This window comes from Streptomyces sp. NPDC048636, from assembly GCF_040650655.1.
In the GTDB taxonomy this organism is placed as follows: domain Bacteria; phylum Actinomycetota; class Actinomycetes; order Streptomycetales; family Streptomycetaceae; genus Streptomyces.
In genome coordinates, this window is record NZ_JBEZHR010000001.1 from 727357 (window position 1) to 745790 (window position 18434).

General features: G+C 71.7%; 13 protein-coding genes and 1 pseudogene. 11 read left to right on the forward strand and 3 right to left on the reverse strand.

Annotation, left to right across the window (positions count from 1 at the left end; translation table 11 throughout):
• The first annotated feature begins 25 nt into the window (after positions 1-25).
• The 5 genes from AB0C66_RS03375 (at position 26) to nudC (ending at position 10320) form a co-directional block, all read left to right on the forward strand.
• A complete protein-coding gene (locus AB0C66_RS03375; RefSeq protein WP_362432205.1) occupies positions 26-415 on the forward strand; it encodes an MGMT family protein in 390 nt (129 codons plus the stop codon).
• Positions 416-585: 170 nt separating this feature from the next.
• A complete protein-coding gene (locus AB0C66_RS03380) occupies positions 586-3939 on the forward strand; it encodes an ATP-dependent DNA helicase (protein ID WP_362432208.1) in 3354 nt (1117 codons plus the stop codon).
• Between the two features lie 197 nt (positions 3940-4136).
• Positions 4137-7862 (forward strand): UvrD-helicase domain-containing protein, encoded by a 3726-nt coding sequence (locus AB0C66_RS03385; RefSeq protein WP_362432210.1) that lies wholly within the window; start codon positions 4137-4139, stop codon positions 7860-7862.
• A 54-nt stretch (positions 7863-7916) separates the two neighbouring features.
• Positions 7917-9320, forward strand: coding sequence for a M20/M25/M40 family metallo-hydrolase (locus tag AB0C66_RS03390; RefSeq protein ID WP_362432213.1), 1404 nt, complete (start codon positions 7917-7919; stop codon positions 9318-9320).
• Between the two features lie 55 nt (positions 9321-9375).
• Positions 9376-10320, forward strand: a complete 945-nt coding sequence (gene nudC / locus AB0C66_RS03395) for an NAD(+) diphosphatase (RefSeq protein WP_362432215.1) — start codon at positions 9376-9378, stop codon at positions 10318-10320.
• 81 nt (positions 10321-10401) lie between these two features.
• Here nudC and AB0C66_RS03400 read toward each other — a convergent pair.
• Positions 10402-10470 (reverse strand): annotated as a pseudogene (locus AB0C66_RS03400) (NrdH-redoxin); the annotation flags it as partial.
• A 13-nt stretch (positions 10471-10483) separates the two neighbouring features.
• Here AB0C66_RS03400 and AB0C66_RS03405 point away from each other — a divergent pair.
• On the forward strand, positions 10484-12187 hold the full coding sequence (locus AB0C66_RS03405; RefSeq protein ID WP_362432218.1) for a recombinase family protein: 1704 nt from the start codon (positions 10484-10486) through the stop codon (positions 12185-12187).
• Positions 12188-12858: 671 nt separating this feature from the next.
• On the opposite strand, the gene AB0C66_RS03410 is transcribed toward AB0C66_RS03405, so the two are convergent.
• Positions 12859-13185, reverse strand: a complete 327-nt coding sequence (locus tag AB0C66_RS03410; RefSeq protein ID WP_362432221.1) for a DUF6879 family protein — start codon at positions 13183-13185, stop codon at positions 12859-12861.
• Positions 13186-13459: 274 nt separating this feature from the next.
• On the opposite strand from AB0C66_RS03410, the gene AB0C66_RS03415 reads away from it, so the two are divergent.
• Positions 13460-14296, forward strand: a complete 837-nt coding sequence (locus AB0C66_RS03415; protein WP_362433344.1) for a M55 family metallopeptidase — start codon at positions 13460-13462, stop codon at positions 14294-14296.
• A 69-nt stretch (positions 14297-14365) separates the two neighbouring features.
• On the opposite strand, the gene AB0C66_RS03420 is transcribed toward AB0C66_RS03415, so the two are convergent.
• Positions 14366-14623, reverse strand: coding sequence for a mycoredoxin (locus AB0C66_RS03420; protein WP_362432223.1), 258 nt, complete (start codon positions 14621-14623; stop codon positions 14366-14368).
• Between the two features lie 187 nt (positions 14624-14810).
• On the opposite strand from AB0C66_RS03420, the gene AB0C66_RS03425 reads away from it, so the two are divergent.
• From AB0C66_RS03425 to AB0C66_RS03440, 4 genes are all read left to right on the forward strand, one after another.
• A complete protein-coding gene (locus AB0C66_RS03425; RefSeq protein ID WP_362432225.1) occupies positions 14811-17108 on the forward strand; it encodes an ATP-dependent DNA helicase UvrD2 in 2298 nt (765 codons plus the stop codon).
• Positions 17109-17250: 142 nt separating this feature from the next.
• Positions 17251-17532 carry a hypothetical protein gene (locus AB0C66_RS03430; RefSeq protein WP_362432228.1) on the forward strand — a complete coding sequence of 94 codons (282 nt, stop codon included), beginning with the start codon at positions 17251-17253 and terminating at the stop codon, positions 17530-17532.
• Positions 17533-17648: 116 nt separating this feature from the next.
• On the forward strand, positions 17649-18011 hold the full coding sequence (locus AB0C66_RS03435; RefSeq protein WP_362432230.1) for a WhiB family transcriptional regulator: 363 nt from the start codon (positions 17649-17651) through the stop codon (positions 18009-18011).
• A complete protein-coding gene (locus tag AB0C66_RS03440; RefSeq protein ID WP_362432232.1) occupies positions 18008-18319 on the forward strand; it encodes a hypothetical protein in 312 nt (103 codons plus the stop codon). Before AB0C66_RS03435 ends, AB0C66_RS03440 begins: the two co-directional genes overlap by 4 nt.
• The last annotated feature ends 115 nt before the right edge of the window (positions 18320-18434 follow it).

Sequence of the window (18434 nt, forward strand, 5' to 3'; positions counted from 1 at the left end):
GGTGGGGTGCGGCAGGATGGGTCCGATGAGCCGGGAGAACGAGGAACCGGGCGCTGCCGACGAGCTGCCCGAGTACGCGGAGCGGGTGCTCGAGGTCGCCGAGCTGATCCCGCCGGGCCGGGTGATGACCTACGGGGACATCGCCGAATGGCTCGGCGAGGGCGGCCCCCGTCAGGTCGGCCGGGTGATGGCGCTCTACGGGGGCCCGGTGCCGTGGTGGCGGGTGGTCCGCGCGGACGGCGCGCTGCTTCCCGGCCATGAGCTGAGCGCGCTCGACCACTACCGCGAGGAGGGCACCCCGCTGCGCGAGGCACCGCGCTCGGCGGCGGGCCATCTGCCCCGTCTCGATATGCGCAGGGCCCGCTGGGACGGCGACCAGCCCCCCGGCGGTACCGGACCGCCGCATTCCGCGTAGGGCGGAGCAGGCGGGACCGGGCAGAGGGAATCGTGGGCGGCGGGGTGCGGCCCGCCGCCACCGGCGGTGTCACGGTGGGGGCGTGGAGTTGTCCACAGCCCCCGGTGACGCTCCGTGTCACATGAGAGGCTGTTCCGCACCCAGCCAACCCACCAGGACCGGCGATCCACGTGAGCTCCTCCTCCTCGTCCCTTCCGCGGCAGCGGCAGGGACGGCAGCCGTCCTCACGGCCGTCCTCCGCGGGCAGATACCGGCTGGTCCGTCACCGGCCTGAGTCCGCCGCCCCGCCGGTCCTGGACGCACGGCAGCGCGCCGTGGCCGAGCATCCGGGGGGACCCCTGCTGGTCCTCGCCGGACCGGGCACCGGCAAGACCACGACGCTCGTGGAGGCCGTGGCCCGCCGGACGCGGGACGGCGGGGACCCGGAGCGGATCCTCGTCCTCACCTTCAGCCGTAAGGCCGCCGTCGAGCTGCGCGACCGGATGGCCGCGCGGATGGGCGGCGCCACCGCCCCGCAGGCCACCACCTTCCACTCCTTCTGCTACGCCCTGGTCCGCGCCCACCAGGACGCCGATCTGTTCGCCGATCCGCTGCGCCTGCTGTCCGGACCCGAGCAGGACGTGGCCGTCAGGGAGCTGCTCGCGGGCCAGGCCGAGCTGGCGCGCGAGGGGCGGGTGGCCGCCCGCTGGCCCGATGAGCTGCGCGCCTGTCTGACCACCCGCGGCTTCGCCGACGAGGTGCGCGCCGTGCTCGCCCGCAGCCGGGAGCTGGGCCTGGGGCCGTGCGCCCTGGGGGAGTTCGCGGAGCGCACCGGCCGCCCCGACTGGGGCGCCGCGGCGGACTTCCTCGCCGAGTATCTGGACGTCCTGGACGCCCAGGGGGTGCTGGACTACGCGGAGCTGGTGCACCGCGCGGTGCTGCTGGCCGAGCGGCCGGGCGTCGCCGCCGAGCTGGCCGCGCGCTATGACGCGGTGTTCGTCGACGAGTACCAGGACACCGACGCCGCCCAGGGGCGGCTGCTGCGCGCCCTCGCGGGCGTCCACGGCGGCGGGCGCACCGTGGCTGCCCGGAGGGGGCGCCGGATGGCGAAGGGGCGCACCCTCGTCGCGTTCGGCGACCCCGACCAGTCCATCTACGCGTTCCGCGGCGCCGACGTGGGTGGCATCCTCGGCTTCCCGGACGCCTTCCGGCGGCCGGACGGCAGGCCCGCGGAGGTGGCGGTGCTCACCACCTCCCGCCGCTCCGGCGCCACCCTCCTCGAGGCCACCCGGCTGATCGCCCGCCGGATGCCGCTCACCCGGCTGCCCGCCGAGGCGGTGCGCGCCCACCGGGAGCTGGCCGCCGCCCGCGACGGCGGCCGTGTCGAGGCGTACACCTACCCCACCGCGGGCGCCGAGCTCGACAATGTGGCCGACATCCTGCGCCGCGCCCATCTCGAGGACGGTGTGCCGTGGAGCGAGATGGCGGTCCTGGTGCGCGCCGGGGGGCGCTCGATCCCCGGGGTGCGCCGTGCGCTCACCTCCGCCGGGGTGCCGGTCGAGGTGGACGGCGACGACATCCCGCTGCGCCAGGAGCCCGCGGTGGCCCCGCTGCTGACGGCGCTGCGGGCCACCGCCACGGCCGCGCTGCCGGACGCGGGCGGGCTCACCGCGGCCCTGGACGTGGAGACCGCGCTCACCCTGCTCGCCTCGCCGCTCGGCGGGATGGACGCGGCCGACCTCCGACGGCTGGGCCGGGCGCTGCGCGAGGAGGAGCGGGCCGCCGGTAAGGCCGTGCCGCGCCCCTCGGACACGCTGCTGGCCGAGGCGCTCGCCGAGCCCGAGCGGCTGGCCGTCCACGACCCGTCGTACGCGCGCGGCGCCCAGCAGCTGGGGCGGCTGCTGCACTCCGCGCGGGAGACGCTGGCGCGGGGCGGCACCGCGGAAGAGGCGCTGTGGCGGCTGTGGGACGGCACCTCCTGGCCCGGACGGCTGGAGCGCGCCACCCAGCGCGGCGGGGCCGCCGGACGGAACGCGGACCGCGATCTGGACGCGGTCTGCGCGCTGTTCGAGACCGCCGCCCGCGCGGAGGAGCGCACCGGCGGTCGCGGCGCGCTCAACTTCCTGGAGGAGATCGACGCCCAGGACATCGCCGCCGACACCCTGACCCGCCGGATGGCCCGCCCCGACGCCGTACGGCTGATGACCGCCCACCGCTCCAAGGGCCTGCAATGGCGGCTGGTGGTCGTGGCGGGCGTCCAGGAGGGGCTCTGGCCCGATCTGCGGCGCCGCGGCTCGCTTCTGGAGGCGGACCGGATCGGCCGCGACGGACTGGCGGAACCGCTGCCGCCGGGCGCGCTGCTGGCCGAGGAGCGGCGGCTGTTCTACGTGGCCGCCACCCGCGCCCGGGACCGGCTGGTGGTCACCGCGGTCAAGGCCGCCGCCGACGACGGGGACCAGCCCTCCCGCTTCCTGGCCGAGCTGGGCGTCACCCCCGTCGACATCGCCCAGCGCCCGCGCCGTCCGCTGTCGGTGGCCGCGCTCGTCGCCGAGCTGCGCGCCGTCACCGTCGACCCGGAGGCCTCCGAGCCACTGCGGGACGCCGCCGCGCGGCGGCTGGCCCGGCTGGCCGCGCTGCGCGACGAGGAGGGCCAGCCGCTCGTCCCGGCCGCCCACCCCTACCGCTGGTGGGGGCTGTACGAGCCCACCCACAGCGAGGTCCCGCTGCGCGACCGCGACGGGCCGGTCGCGCTGTCCGGCAGCGCGCTCGACCAGCTGGTCAACACCTGCTCGCTCCAGTGGTTCCTGGGGCGGGAGGTCAAGGCGGACGCCCCCTCGACCGCGGCCCAGGGCTTCGGGAACGTCGTTCACGTCCTGGCCGACGAGGTCGCCGCCGGCCGCACCCCCGCCGATCTCGCCGTCCTGATGGAGCGGCTGGACTCGGTGTGGGACGCGCTGTCCTTCGACGCCCCCTGGAAGTCACGGCAGGAGAAGGAGAACGCGCGGGCCGCGCTGGAGCGCTTCCTGCGCTGGCATGTGATGGAGCGTGGCGGCCGGGTGCCGGTCGCCTCGGAGCACGGCTTCGACGTCACCCTGGAGGCCGACGCCTACCAGGTGCGCATCCGCGGCAGCATGGACCGCGTCGAGGCGGACGCCGAGGGCCGGGCGTACGTCGTGGACTTCAAGACCGGGAAGCAGGCGGTCACACGCGGCGCGGTGGACCGCCACCCCCAGCTGGCGGTCTATCAGGCAGCGGTCCGGGAGGGGGCCGTCGACGGACTGTTCGGCGGCGACCGCCCGGAGCCGGGGGGCGCGGAGCTGGTCCAGCTCCGCCAGGGCGCGGCCGGGAAGGACGGCGGGGAGAGCGTCCCCAAGGTGCAGGCGCAGCAGCCGCCGGACGGGGAGTGGGTGGGCGAGCTGCTCGCCACGGCGGCCGGGCGGGTGCTGGACGAGCGGTTCGCCCCGAGCGCGGGGGAGCACTGCAACCGGTGCGCCTTCCGCGCCTCGTGCAGCGCCCGCGCGGAGGGCCGTCACGTGGTGGACTGAGTGCCCGCGGCGGACTCTGGGCACCGTGTCGGCGCGTGGGCGGTGCGGCCGCCCGGGTGTGTGGGTGCTTGGGCGCTTGGGTGGTTCCGGGCGCGACACTCCGCTCCCGTCCCGTCATGTCCGTTTCCGTCCCTGCTTGTTCGGGGCTGTCCCGGGTCGGCGGCCGGTTGTCGGAGGGGACCGATAGCCTCACTGGAGTGTCAGCCCGCATCACCGATCCCGAGGAGCTCAAGGAGCTGCTCGGGATCCCGTTCACCCCGGAGCAGACGGCCTGCATCACCGCGCCGCCCGCCCCGCAGGTGATCGTCGCCGGAGCGGGCTCCGGCAAGACCACGGTGATGGCCGCCCGGGTGGTCTGGCTGGTGGGCACCGGACAGGTCGCGCCCGAGCGGGTGCTCGGCCTGACCTTCACCAACAAGGCCGCGGGCGAGCTGGCCGAGCGCGTGCGCACCGCGCTCATCAAGGCGGGTGTGGTCGACCTCGACCCGGATCCGGCCTCCGCCGAGGAGGCCGCGGGCGAGCCCGCCATTTCCACGTACCACGCCTTCGCCGGACAGCTCCTCAAGGAGCACGGGCTGCGCATCGGCCTGGAGCCGACCGCCCGGCTGCTCGCCGACGCCACCCGCTTCCAGCTCGCCGCGCGGGTGCTGCGCTCGGCCCCCGGCCCGTATCCGGCCCTCACCCGCCCCTTCACCGACCTGGTCACCGATCTGCTGGCGCTCGACGCCGAGCTGGCCGAACACCTCACCCCCGCAGAGCGGCTGCGCGCCCACGACACCGAGCTGCTGCGCACCCTGGACGGGGTGCGGCTGACCAACGAGGCGCTGCGCAAGGTGCCCGGGACCGCGCGCGCCCGGCTGGAGCTGCTGGAGCTGGTCGAGGCGTACCGGGACGAGAAGCGCCGTCGCGATCTGCTCGACTTCGGCGACCAGATCGCCCACTCGGCCACGCTCGCCCGTACCCGTACGGAGGTCGGCCGGATCCTGCGCGAGAGTTACGCCGTGGTGCTGCTCGACGAGTACCAGGACACCTCCGTCGCCCAGCGGCTGCTGCTCTCCGGGCTCTTCGGCGGCGGCACCGGCCACCCGGTCACCGCCGTCGGCGACCCCTGCCAGGCGATCTACGGCTGGCGCGGCGCCTCCGTGGCCAACCTCGACGACTTCCCCCGGCACTTCCCGCACGCCGACGGCAGCCCGGCCCGCCGCTTCGCGCTCGGCGAGAACCGGCGCAGCGGCGGTCGGCTGCTGGACCTCGCCAACGGGCTCGCCACGCCCCTGCGCGCGATGCACGAGGGCGTGGCGGCGCTGCGCCCGGCCCCCGGCGCCGAGCGGGACGGCGTGGTGCGCTGCGCCCTGCTGCCCACCCACGCCGAGGAGCTGCGCTGGCTCGCCGACTCGCTCGCGCATCTGGTGCGCACCGGCACCCCGCCCGGTGAGATCGCGGTGCTCTGCCGTACGGCGGGGGATTTCGCCGAGATCCAGGGCGCGTTGGTGGAGCGGGACATCCCGGTGGAGGTCGTCGGGCTCTCCGGGCTGCTGCACCTGCCGGAGATCGCCGACTTGGTGGCGGTCTGCGAGGTCCTCCAGGACCCGGGTGCCAATGCCGCGCTGGTGCGGCTGCTCACCGGACCGCGCTGGCGGATCGGCCCGCGCGATCTGGCGCTGCTGGGGCGGCGGGCCCGTGCGCTGGTCGCCTCCGGCGCCCGGGGCGGTGCCGAGGACGACCCGGACCGCAGACTCGCCGAGGCCGTCGAAGGCGTCGACCCCGCCGAGGTGATCTCGCTCGCCGACGCCCTCGACACCTTCCTCGAGCCGGGCTTCCCGGAGAACGGCAGGGAGGGGAGCGGTCCGGACGGCGGACTGCCCTTCTCGGCCGAGGCCCGGGTCCGCTTCGCCCGTCTCGCCGCCGAACTCCGCGATCTGCGCCGTTCGCTGGGCGACCCGCTGATGGACGTCCTCCACCGGGTGCTGGCCGTCACCGGTCTCGAGGTCGAGCTGTCCGCCTCGCCGCACGCCCTCGCCGCCCGCCGCCGCGAGACGCTGGGCAACTTCCTGGACGTCGCCGCCTCCTTCGCCGGACGCCAGGGCGAGACCCCGGTGGAGGGCGAGGCCACCCTCCAGGGCTTCCTGGCCTTCCTGCGGACCGCCGCACAGTACGAGAAGGGGCTCGACAACTCCCTGCCCGGCGGCGAGAACACCGTCAAGGTGCTCACCGCGCATAAGTCCAAGGGGCTGGAGTGGGACGTGGTGGCCGTGCCGGGCCTGGTCGCCAAGCAGTTCCCGAGCGAGCAGGCACGCGAGTCCTGGACGTCCGCCGCGAAGGTGCTGCCGCACGGGCTGCGCGGCGACGCGGCCACTCTGCCGGACGTCACCGAGTGGGACAGCAAGGGGCTGGCCGCCTTCAAGGAGGCGATGCGGGAGCATCAGCGGACCGAGGAACTGCGGCTCGGCTATGTGACCTTCACCCGGCCCCGCTCCCTGCTGCTCGGCTCGGGGCACTGGTGGGGCCCGAGCCAGAAGCGGCCCCGCGGCCCGTCCGCCTTCCTGGAGGCGCTGCGAGAGCACTGCGCCTGCGGCCAAGGCGAGGTGGAGGCATGGGCCCCGGAGCCCGCGGAGGGCGAGGAGAACCCGGCCCTCGAGGAGGCCACCGCCGACCGTGCCTGGCCGCTTCCGCTCGACCCCGGAGCCCTGGCCCGCCGCCGTCGCGCGGCGGAGATCGTCCTCGGCCATCTGACGCGGCTGGAGGCGGCCGGGGAGGAGCCGGAGACGCCCCCGGAGGGAGCCGGGGACGGCCCGCACGACCCGTCCGGGTACCCCGACCTCTGGCCCGAGCCACCGCCGGAGGACGCGTACGAGGAGGAGGCGTACGGCGACCGGTACGAGGACGGCGACCTGTATGAGGACGGTGATGCGTACGAGGACGCCGACCCGTACGAGGACGGCGACCTGTATGAGGACGGCGATGCGTACGAGGACGCCGACCCGTACGAGGACGGCGACCTGTATGAGGACGGTGATGCGTACGAGGACGCCGGGCCGCCCAGGGGTGCCGGGGACGCCGGTGACGATCCGGAGTCGGCGGACCCGGCCCTGCCGCCCGAGGAGGCACGGCTGATCGCCTCCTGGGACCGCGATCTCGACGCGCTCGCCGGGGAGCTGCGCCGCGCCCGCGCGACCGTGCACGACGTACCCGTACCGCTGTCGCTGAGCGCGTCCCAGCTGCTGCGGCTGGCCGCGGACCCGGACGGTTTCGCCCGGGAGCTGGCCCGCCCCATGCCGCGGCCGCCCCAGCCCGCCGCGCGCCGCGGCACCCGCTTCCACGCCTGGGTCGAATCACGCTTCCAGGAACTGCCGCTGCCGTTCCTCGGCCCTGACGAGCTGCCGGGATCCGAAGACGACGTGACGGGCGCGGACGCCGGGGCCGGGATCGTGGACGAACGGGATCTCACCGAACTCAAGGAGGCGTTCGCGCGTACGCCGTACGCCCGGCGCACCCCGTACCGCGTTGAGGCGCCGTTCCAGCTCACCCTGGCGGGCCGGACCATCCGCGGCCGGATCGACGCGGTGTACCGCGAGGCGGGGCGGGACGGCGGATACGAGATCGTCGACTGGAAGACCGGCCGTTCCCGGGACGCCGATCCGCTCCAGCTCGCCGTCTACCGGCTGGCCTGGGCCGAGCAGCACGGTCTGCCGCTGTCGGACGTCTCGGCGGCGTTCCTGTATGTGCGCACCGGCGAGCTGGTACGCCCGGCCGCGCTGCCCGGCCGAGCCGAGCTGGAGCGGATTCTGCTGGGCGAGGACGAGGACGAGGGCGAGGGCGAGGGCGGAGACGAGTGCGCGGGAGGGGCCGACGGCCCGGCCGGGGGCGTGATCGAAAGTGAGAGCGCCGGTGCCCGTTCCATGACGGAGAGCGAGCGCACATGAGCGGCCCGGAGGCCGCGCGGCTTTCGTCCGGATGGGGCCGATAGGCTCTTGGCCATGAGCGACACCCCGGAGACGGACAACGCGGTCCGCGCCTTCGTGGACGGTCATGGCCCAGCCTTCCTCGACGATCTCTCCGAGTGGCTGCGCATACCGTCCGTCTCGGCCGACCCCGCCCGCGCGGACGACGTCCGCCGCAGTGCCCAGTGGCTGAGGGAGCACCTGACGGCCACGGGCTTCCCGGTGGCCGAGATCTGGGAGACCCCCGGCGCCCCCGCCGTATTCGCCGAATGGCCGTCCGGCGATCCGGACGCGCCCACCGTGCTCGTCTACGGCCACCATGACGTCCAGCCCGCCGCCCGTGAGGACGGCTGGCGCACCGACCCCTTCGACCCCGTCATCGCGGACGGCAGGCTGCACGCCCGGGGCGCCGCCGACGACAAGGGGCAGGTGCTCTTCCACACCCTGGGCGTCCGCGCCCATCTGGCGGCCACCGGCCGCGGCGCACCCGCCGTCAACCTCAAGCTGCTGATCGAGGGCGAGGAGGAGTCCGGCTCCCCGCACTTCCCCGGGCTGATCCGGGGCCGCGCCGACCGGCTCGCCTGTGACACCGTGATCGTCTCCGACACCGGGATGTGGTCCGAGGACACCCCGACCGTCTGCACCGGGATGCGGGGGCTCACCGACTGCCAGATCGATCTGTTCGGCCCCGACCAGGACATCCACTCCGGTTCCTTCGGCGGTGCGGTGCCCAATCCGGCCACCGAGGCCGCCCGGCTGGCCGCCGCCCTGCACGACGGGGACCGCCGGGTGGCGATCCCCGGCTTCTACGACGGTGTCGTGGAGCTGACCGACCGGGAGCGCGAGCTCTTCGCCGAGCTGCCCTTCGACGAGGACGCCTGGCTGCGCACCGCGCATTCGCACGGCGCGCTGGGCGAGGCGGGGTACTCCACCCTGGAGCGCATCTGGGCCCGGCCGACGGCCGAGGTCAACGGGATCGCCGGGGGCTATCAGGGGCCCGGCGGCAAGACGATCGTGCCGTCCACCGCACAGCTGAAGCTGTCGTTCCGGCTGGTGGCCGGACAGGACGGGGAGAAGGTCCAGGCGGCCGTGCGGGACTGGGTCGCGGCCGGGCTCCCGGCCGGGATCCGGCATGAGATCACCTTCTGGGGAGCGACCCGCCCCTGTCTGACCCCGCTGGACCACCCCGCTCTCCAGTCGGTCGTACGCGCCATGGGGCGGGCCTTCGGGCAGCAGATCCGCTTCACCCGGGAGGGCGGCTCGGGCCCCGCCGCCGACCTCCAGGACGTCCTCGCGGCACCGGTGCTCTTCCTGGGCATCTCGGTGCCCTCCGACGGCTGGCACGCGCCGAACGAGAAGGTCGAGCTGGATCTGCTGATGAAGGGCGCCGAGACCGCCGCCTACCTCTGGGGCGATCTCGCGGACAATGGACGGGTCTAGCCCACCCGTCGATGCATGGAAGCCACCCGTTTCGCAGGGGGAGTTGGAAGCAGCCGTGACCATCTGGACCGACCGCACCGCCATCAGGCCGATCACGCTCAGCGCCGCGAGCGGGATCGACCGTGCGGCGCACCACCGCCTGGACGAGGCGTGGCTGGCCGCGGCGTGGAGCCACCCGACGACGCGGGTCTTCGTGGTCTCCGGCGGCCAGGTCCTGGTCGACGACACCGCGGACGGCCGCACCGAGCTGGTCATGACGCCGTCCTTCGAGGCGCCGCCGACCGAGACCCACCGCTATTTCCTGGGCGTGGACGAGGACGGGGTGCGCTACTTCGCACTCCAGAAGGACTCGCTGCCGGGGCGGATGGACCAGTCGGCACGGCCCGCGGGGCTGCGTGAGGCGGGCGCGCTGCTCTCCGAGCGGGACGCGGGACTGCTGGTGCACGCGGTGGCCCTGGAGAACTGGCAGCGGCTGCACCGCTTCTGCTCACGCTGCGGTGAGCGCACGGTGATCGCGGCGGCGGGCCACATCCGCCGCTGTCCGGCGTGCGGCGCCGAGCACTATCCGCGTACCGACCCGGCCGTGATCATGCTGGTGACGGATGAGCAGGACCGGGCGCTGCTGGGCCGCCAGGTGCACTGGCCCGAGGGGCGCTTCTCGACGCTGGCCGGGTTCGTGGAGCCGGGTGAGTCGATCGAGCAGGCGGTGGTCCGCGAGGTGGCGGAGGAGGTGGGCGTCCGGGTCGGCGAGGTGGAGTACGTGGCCAGCCAGCCGTGGCCGTTCCCCTCCAGCCTGATGCTGGGCTTCCTGGCGCGGGCGACGTCCTCCCGGATCCAGGTGGACGGGGAGGAGATCCACGAGGCGCGCTGGTTCTCCCGGGACGATCTGCGGACCGCGATCGAGGAGGGGGAGGTACTGCCTCCGTCCGGGATCTCGATCGCGGCCCGGCTGATCGAGCTCTGGTACGGCAAGCCGCTGCCGAGGGGCCCGTTGGGCTGAACCGGGCGACCCGGTGACCCCGGCGGTGACCCGGGCGACCCCGGGCCCTTCCGGCCCGGGGCGGGCTCGTCGGCCCTGGCGTCAGACCCCGACCTTGGCCTTGACCTGGGCGAGCGAGGGGTTGGTCAGCGTCGAGCCGTCCGGGAAGAGGGCGTGGGCAAGGGTGAGCGACAAGCCCAGGGCGCTTGGCGTGGTCCGTCTGTCTGTAGGCAACGAGAATCAGACCGGCGAGGAAACGCAGCGCACACGCATCAGCAAGCGGGCGGACGCGGAAGAGATGGAGTTGGTGGACTTCGCCGTCGACATCGACGTGTCGGCGTCCATCTCGCCGTGGATGCGCCCGTCCCTGGGGGACTGGCTCAACAACAAGAGGGACCAGTTCGACCACATCATCATCCTGAAGATCGACCGCATCGCGCGGTCGGTCCGCCATCTCTCGGACATCATCGAGTGGTGTGAGGCGAACGGTAAGGGCCTGATCTCCTGTGAGGAGGGCTTCGACCTCTCGAAGCCGTGGGGTAAGACGATCGCCAAGATCCTGGCCGTCGTCGCAGAGGCGGAGCTGGACGCCATCAAGGCCCGCAACAAGGCGTCCCGGGAGACCATGCGTAAGACAGGCCGCTGGCCCGGTGGCCTTGTCCCATTCGGGCGCAGGGCGGTGAAGGGCGAGGAAGGGTTCACTCTGGAACTCGACCCTGAGTACGGCCCGACGCTGATCGAGATGATCCGGCGCTTCATCGAGAAGCCGAGCTTCTCGGCCGTCGCCGACTGGTTGAACGAGCAAGGCGTACCCACTGTTCAGGACATCGCGCGTATCCGTGCGGCGGCAGGCGAAAGCACGACTCGGCTGGCGGACCCGAAGCCTCGGGGGGCCAGGTGGACGCCGACCACAGTGCAAGCCGTACTGGTCAGCCGCTCCCTGCTCGGGGAGTACGCGCGCGCCAATGGTGCCGTTGTCCGCAATGACGACGGCACCCCCGTCATGCGGTCTGAGCCGGTGCTCAACGAGGAGGAGTGGGCGAAGCTGTCGGGCTCTGTTGCCTCGATCAAGTACAAGAAGCAGAAGGGCTCTACGTCGCCGACGGTGGGCGTGACGTTCTGCATGCTGTGCGGCAGTTCCCTCTACTTCGTGAAGGGCGACCCGGCCAAGGGCAAGCGCGAGCGGTATCGGTGTCACGGCAACAAGAGCAAGGGCATCCAGGCATGCCCGAAGCAGAGGTTCTGGGCAGAGGACTTGTACCCCTGGCTGGAGTCGGCCTTGTTGGGCGAGATCGGCCACCTGGAAAGGATGGAGTCGAAGACGACCATCGACGACAGCCGTGCAGCCAAGCTCGCCGTGATCGACGGCAGGATGAACCAGCTCCTGAAGGAACTCCAGCAGGACGAGATCAGCGCCGTCGCGTACGCCTCGCAAGTCGCCAGCCTTGCCCAGGACCGAGAGAAGGTCACCAACCAGGAAGGGCCGAAGCCGGTGACCGTGTGGACGGGAACGGGCGAGGGCTACGCGGAGTGGTGGGAGCGGTCGAGCGTCGACGAACGGCGTGAATGGCTGAAGAAGCACAAGGCCAAGGCGTACTTCGGACATGACGTCCTGGCCATCGATCCCGGCGACCTGATCGAGAACATCAAGCAGCAGGGCATCACGTACTGGGATGTGCCCTCCAGGTCTCCTCAGGTGCTCTCACCGATCACGCTGATCTCCTTGCACGGAAAGACGTACGAGAAGCCGAAGCCGCTTACGGGTGTGGAGTGGGAGATCGTCAGCCGCTGGGAGGACTTCGAAGCGGAGCGGACAGCACAGCGGGCGAAGGGCCAGGAGGAAGCCCAAGGAGCAGGGGAAGCCACGGCGGTTCCGGCATCCGCCTGATGCAAGGATGAGCAGGCGAGGAAGGCCCCGACTTGAGGGCCTTCTGTCGTTCCGAGTGAGAAGGGCGGCGGCTCGTGTTCTGCCTCGCGGAGCCGATTGGCCGAGTTGTCGTAGTCGAATTGGGCTGGCAGGGGAGCTGTGTACGACTCGCCGAACCACTTCCGGCGGCGCTCCTCTTGCTTGACCGTCGCCAGGTCTACGAAGGACAAGGAGGGGGCCGGAGGCCCCCCAAGGGAGGGCCGAAGGCCCCCAAGGGAGCCAGCGCTTTTGTCCTCCTGCTGGGGCCGCTCTCCTCCTACCGGCTTGCTACTTCCATCGCCGTCGCTCTTGAAGGTATGTAGGTTGTATGGCTCCTCAGCCATACCGCCCCGCTTCGGCGACGTGAGCCGGTAGATCACCGGGCCGTCCGGTACCTTGCCCGTCTTCGTGAGCCAGCCGGCCTTGCGCAGCCTGCCGACGATCTTGTTGACCGTCTGCTCTGGAGCCTTCCCGCCGTAGCCGAGTTCCCTGGCGATCGTCCCGTTGGACGGACACACGTTCTCGCCTGTCTCGTATTCCGCGTACAACGCCATGGCGACGCCGACCAACTGCTCTGCGAGCCTCATGTTCGAGCGCACCAGCGCACGGCGCCATACGTGTTCCCGTATCTCGGGTTCCCCTTCTCTCAGCTCTCACAGGACCACGAAATCTACAGGTCTCCACGCGCAAAAGCGCAGGTCATCGGCCTTGATGTTGCCGGGGTAAGCCGACAGCTCGTAACGCGGGTAGTCGGTCAGAGGGGAGCGCAGGACATGAACGCGGGACACGCTCTTGCCCTTCTCGGTCATCGAGCGCACCCACGGGTTGTCGGTCCACTCAGGGCCCATGTCCACACCCGCGAGGAACCGAGAGATCTCCTCCCACTCCTCCTCCACGTCATACACGTCGAGCGTCTCCAGCCGGAACGCGGTCCGCTCGAAGGTCTCGAAGAGACGGCCGAACTCCTCACCGCTGAGCACGGAAGAATTCCTCAAGTACGGCGGCCGGGACCATGACGGCCGTCTTCTCCCTCGGGGAGAGCGAGCTGTGCCAGCTGCTCAGGGTCGGTGATCACGTAACCCTGCACGATCGATGCTCCCGACCAGCGAGGAGCAAGGTCAAGAACGGGAGCTTTCCGGAACAGGAAAGCCGTCCCCCGAGGTCTTCTCGACTGGTGAGGTTCCTCCCCGCCATGATGACGGTGTTGTGATCACTGGGTTCTCGGTGGTTGGGGGCCAGAGCGGAGGCAGTGGCGTGCAGGTGTACATCAGCGCTGACATGGAGGGCGTCACCGGATTGGTGGGCGCCCAAGACGTGCAGGTCGGCGGGCAGGATTACCAGCACGGTCGGGTCATGATGACCGAGGACGTGAACGCGGCCGTGCGTGGCGCGCTCGCGGCTGGTGCCACGCGGGTTCTGGTGAATGACGCCCACAGCTCCATGCGGAACCTGCTCGCGGATCAGATGCACCCCGAGGCGGAGTTGGTCAGGGGCAAGCCCAAGCGGATGGGCATGCTCGAAGGCCTGGACGGTGACTTCGATGCGGTGCTGTGTGTCGGCTACCACTCACGTGCCGGTGCCCTGGGCGTGCTCAGCCACAGCTACATGGGCCACGAGATCGAGGACATGTGGTTGGACGACCAGCCCATGGGAGAGATCGGATTCGCGCATGCCACGGCCGCTGCACTGGGAGTACCCGTGGTGATGCTTTCCGGCGACGACGCGGCCTGCGATGAGGTGTCAGCCTGGGACGCCCAGGTCGTCACGGCTCCCGTCAAGTACGCCAGGGATCGCTTCAGCGCGAGGCTGAGACCTGCGAACGAAGCGCGTAAGGCAATCGAGGAGGCCGCCGCAGAGGGAGTGCGTCGCGCCGACTCTCGTCCACGGCTGCCCCGCACGGAAGCCGCAGCGACCTTGGCGGTGCGGTGGCAGTCGGCCACCGTTGCCAGCCAACTCGAAGCGATTCCTGGAGTCAGCCTGCGAGACTCGCGCACCGTCGAAGTGACGGGGCCTGTTCCTCAGCTCTACCGGCTCTTCGGTGTCTTCATGCGAGTAGCAGCGTCACTGACCGACCAACAGCCGTATTGCTGAGCAGCCGTACCACGACGAGACCCGCGCCCGCGATCCTTGGGCGCGGGGTCTCGTATGCCTACTCCCTGGTCAGACGCCGAGCGCCTGCTTCACCTGGGCAAGGCTCGGGTTCGTCATCACGACCTCAGCACCACCGTTGGAAGAAACCACCTGAACGGTCGGCACGGTCTGGTTGCCACCGTTCGCCTTCTCGACGAAGGCCGCCGAGTCCGCGTCGTGCTCGATGTTGATCTCGGTGTACGCGATGCCCTCGCGGTCCATCTGGCCCTTCAGGCGGCGGCAGTAGCCGCACCAGGTGGTGCTGTACATCGTCACAGTGCCGGACATCGGTTTCGCTCTCCTCGATGGTCGGTGGGGTGGGCAGTGGGAGAACGTCCGACATCCCCGGGTCATTCCCGGGAATTCCTGGCGATCGCCGGGATTCCCCGGGCATTGCCCGGGATAAGTACGACCGCACCTCCACAGCTGTGGACAACCTGCGCGGGGGTCTCAGGGGAACTGGCAGCATGGCGGGGTGACAGCAGCAACGTCCTCCACTCTCTTCCCGCAGGGCAGCACGCCGAGCGCCTTCGCGGCCACACCGCGTGATGCCGACGCGGTACTCGAGGGGCTCGACCCCGAGCAGCGCGAGGTGGCGACCGCCCTGCACGGCGCGGTGTGCGTGCTGGCCGGAGCCGGCACCGGCAAGACCCGGGCGATCACCCACCGGATCGCCTATGGGGTCCGGGCGGGCATCCTCCAGCCCGCCAGTGTGCTCGCCGTCACCTTCACCAACCGCGCGGCCGGGGAGATGCGCGGGCGGCTGCGCCAGCTCGGCGCGGGCGGGGTGCAGGCGCGCACCTTCCACTCGGCCGCCCTGCGCCAGCTCCAGTACTTCTGGCCGAAGGCGGTCGGCGGTGAGGTGCCGCGGCTGCTCGAGCGCAAGGTGCAGCTGGTCGCCGAGGCCGCCGCGCGCTGCCGGGTCCGGCTGGACCGCAATGAGCTGCGGGATGTGACCGGCGAGATCGAATGGTCCAAGGTCACCCAGACCGTGCCCGAGGACTATCCGGCCGCGGCCGCCAAGTCCGGCCGGGAGGCCCCGCGCGACCCCGCCGAGATCGCCCGGATCTACGCCGCCTACGAACAGATGAAGCGCGACCGCGGCGTGATCGACTTCGAGGATGTGCTGCTGCTGACCGTGGGGGTGCTCCAGGAGCGGCAGGACATCGCCGATCAGGTGCGCAGCCAGTACCAGCACTTCGTGGTCGACGAGTACCAGGACGTCAGCCCGTTGCAGCAGCGGCTGCTCGAGCTGTGGCTCGGCGACCGCCAGAGCCTGTGCGTGGTCGGCGACGCCAGCCAGACCATCTACTCCTTCACCGGCGCCACCCCCGACCACCTGCTGAATTTCCGCACTCGTCATCCCGGCGCCACCGTGGTCAAGCTGGTCCGTGACTACCGCTCCACCCCGCAGGTGGTCCACCTCGCCAATGGACTGCTCGCCCAGGCCCGCGGCCGGGCAGCCGACCACCGGCTGGAGCTGATCTCCCAGCGCGACTCCGGCCCGGAGCCGGTCTACGCCGCCCATGCGGACGAGCCCGCCGAGGCGGAGGCCACCGCCCGCCGGATCCGTGAGCTGATCACCCCGGTGGAGAAGGGCGGCGGCGGGGTTCCGGCCAGCCAGATCGCGGTGCTCTACCGGGTCAACGCCCAGTCCGAGCTGTACGAGCAGGCGCTGGCCGATGCCCAGGTGCCCTATCAGATGCGGGGCGCCGAGCGGTTCTTCGAGCGGCCCGAGGTGCGCGAGGCCGGGCTGCTGCTGCGAGGTGCGGCCCGCGCCGGAAGCGCCGATCCGGCCCTCACCGACGAGGATGTCCCGTCCCAGGTGCGCGCGGTTCTGAGCACCCGAGGGTGGACGGCGGAGCCCCCGGCGGGCTCCGGCGCGGTGCGGGACCGCTGGGAGTCGCTGGCCGCGCTGGTCCGGCTCGCCGAGGACTTCGTCCGGGCCCGGCCCGGGGCCACGCTGGCCGATCTGGTGGCGGAGCTGGACGAGCGGGCCGCCGCCCAGCACGCGCCCACGGTCGAGGGTGTGACGCTCGCCTCACTCCACGCGGCCAAGGGCCTGGAGTGGGACGCCGTGTTCCTGGTCGGTCTCACCGAGGGCATGATGCCGATCACCTACGCCAAGACCGATGAGCAGATCGAGGAGGAGCGCCGGCTCCTCTATGTCGGGGTCACCCGGGCCCGCCACCATCTGAGCCTGTCCTGGGCGCTCTCGCGCACTCCGGGGGGCCGCGCCTCCCGTCGCCCCACCCGCTTTCTGAACGGTCTGCGGCCGGGCTCGGGGTCCGCCTCCGGGCGGCTGCCGGGCGGGGTCGGCGGAGTCGAGCGCGGCACGGCGGGGGCGGTGGTCGGCGGTGGTGCGGTGCGCCGCCGCCGTGGCCCGGTGCACTGCCGGGTCTGCGGCCGCACCCTGACCGACGCGGGCGAGATGAAGCTGATGCGCTGCGAGGGCTGCCCCGCCGAGCTGGACGAGGCGCTCTACGAGCGGCTGCGCGACTGGCGGGCGGAGCAGGCCGGGCTGCTGGGGCAGCCCGCCTATTGCGTCTTCACCGACAAGACATTGCTCGCGATCGCCGAGGCCGTTCCGGGAACCGAATCGGAGCTCTCCGGCATCTCTGGTGTCGGAAGACGGAAGCTCGACAGGTTCGGCGCCGATGTTCTCGCGCTGTGCGCGGGCCAGGAACTCCCTCTGGCACGCGACGGCGAGGGGGACGACGGGGCCGTGGGAACCCAACCGGGTGACCCGCGGCAGAACTCGACGGAAAAATAGTTTGCGCGCGCGGAGCAGGTACCCATAGCCTTCCGAGCACGGAGACAACGGCCCTTCCGGGAACCGAGGAATCCGTGTTGTACTGAACAAGCCCGGACTGGTCCAGACCGGTCCCTGAGACGCCGAGAGGAGGCGGAGACCAATGATCAGCTTCATGAAGACCATCAAAATGACCGATCGCTCGGTCGTCGCCACCTGCCTGCTCGGCTCCGCTCGCCCTGGCACCGGTCTGTCCGGCGCCAAGGAAGCGCGAATCAGTGAGCGACCGATCGGGGCACCTGCGGTAGCGGCAGTGGCAGCGGCGAATGCCCATGCCTTTGCGGCCGAAGCAGCCAATGGTGCCGGATACCGGACGCACCAGCAGTACCAGCAGGACAAGAAGTGGGCCCTCCGCAGGCTCGAACCCTGGAGTTATCCAGCCTGATCCAGGATCAGGTCGGCACCTTCCAGGGCCGCGGAACCCACACCGGGATCCGCGGCCCTTTTGATTTGCCAGAAGCCCGGCCACGAGCCGGACGAAGAGACGAGGAACACACCACCGTGCAACTCAACACGCACGCCCCGTCCGCAGCGACCGACCTGAACCGCCCGCCTGACTCCACGGAGGACTCCTTGACCCCGCTCACCGCCCTCACCGAACTCGATGAAGCCATCGAGAACCTGGGCGTCGCCGTACCGTGCCGCTCCTACGACCCGGAGGTCTTCTTCGCCGAGTCCCCGGCCGACGTCGAGTACGCGAAGTCCCTGTGTCAGACCTGCCCGCTGCGTGAGGCCTGCCTCGCCGGGGCGAAAGACCGCCGTGAGCCCTGGGGTGTCTGGGGCGGCGAGCTCTTCGTCCAGGGCGTAGTGGTGGCCCGCAAGCGGCCGCGTGGCCGTCCGCGCAAGAACCCGGTCACAGCATGAGCACCCTCGGCACCATCGACCGCCCAGCGACGCACGACCCCATGAATCAGGTCCCGACGATGACCCCACCGGTCTCCGAAACTCCCGCACCACATACATCAGGCGCCCCCGAGTCGCGCCAGAACAGGAACCGAGAGATGCAACTCATCCCAGAAGCCCTGGCTCGTGCCCATATGCACGAGCGGCTGCACGAGGCCGAGTCCGAACGCACGGCGCTGCGCCTCGCCGCCGCCCGCCGGATGCAGCGCAAGGCGGAGCGTGCCTCGCTCCGTGCCCGCCGCGCCCTGGCCATGGCGGTCATGCACTGAGGAAAGAAACGAAGTGAAACAGTGAAGGGCCGGTCCACCAGGACCGGCCCTTCGGCTTTCCCCCGGAAAGGACGGCGCGACTCCCCCCGGTGGTGAGGGGGGCCGGGCCCGGCCG

What these genes read in the sequence shown, in the direction of transcription:
- AB0C66_RS03420 (WP_362432223.1), bottom strand. Translation starts at nt 14,623, where the DNA reads ATGTCCGGCACTGTGACGATGTACAGCACCACCTGGTGCGGCTACTGC.
- AB0C66_RS03375 (WP_362432205.1), top strand. Translation starts at nt 26, where the DNA reads ATGAGCCGGGAGAACGAGGAACCGGGCGCTGCCGACGAGCTGCCCGAG.
- AB0C66_RS03430 (WP_362432228.1), top strand. Translation starts at nt 17,251, where the DNA reads ATGATCAGCTTCATGAAGACCATCAAAATGACCGATCGCTCGGTCGTC.
- AB0C66_RS03440 (WP_362432232.1), top strand. Translation starts at nt 18,008, where the DNA reads ATGAGCACCCTCGGCACCATCGACCGCCCAGCGACGCACGACCCCATG.
- AB0C66_RS03390 (WP_362432213.1), top strand. Translation starts at nt 7,917, where the DNA reads ATGAGCGACACCCCGGAGACGGACAACGCGGTCCGCGCCTTCGTGGAC.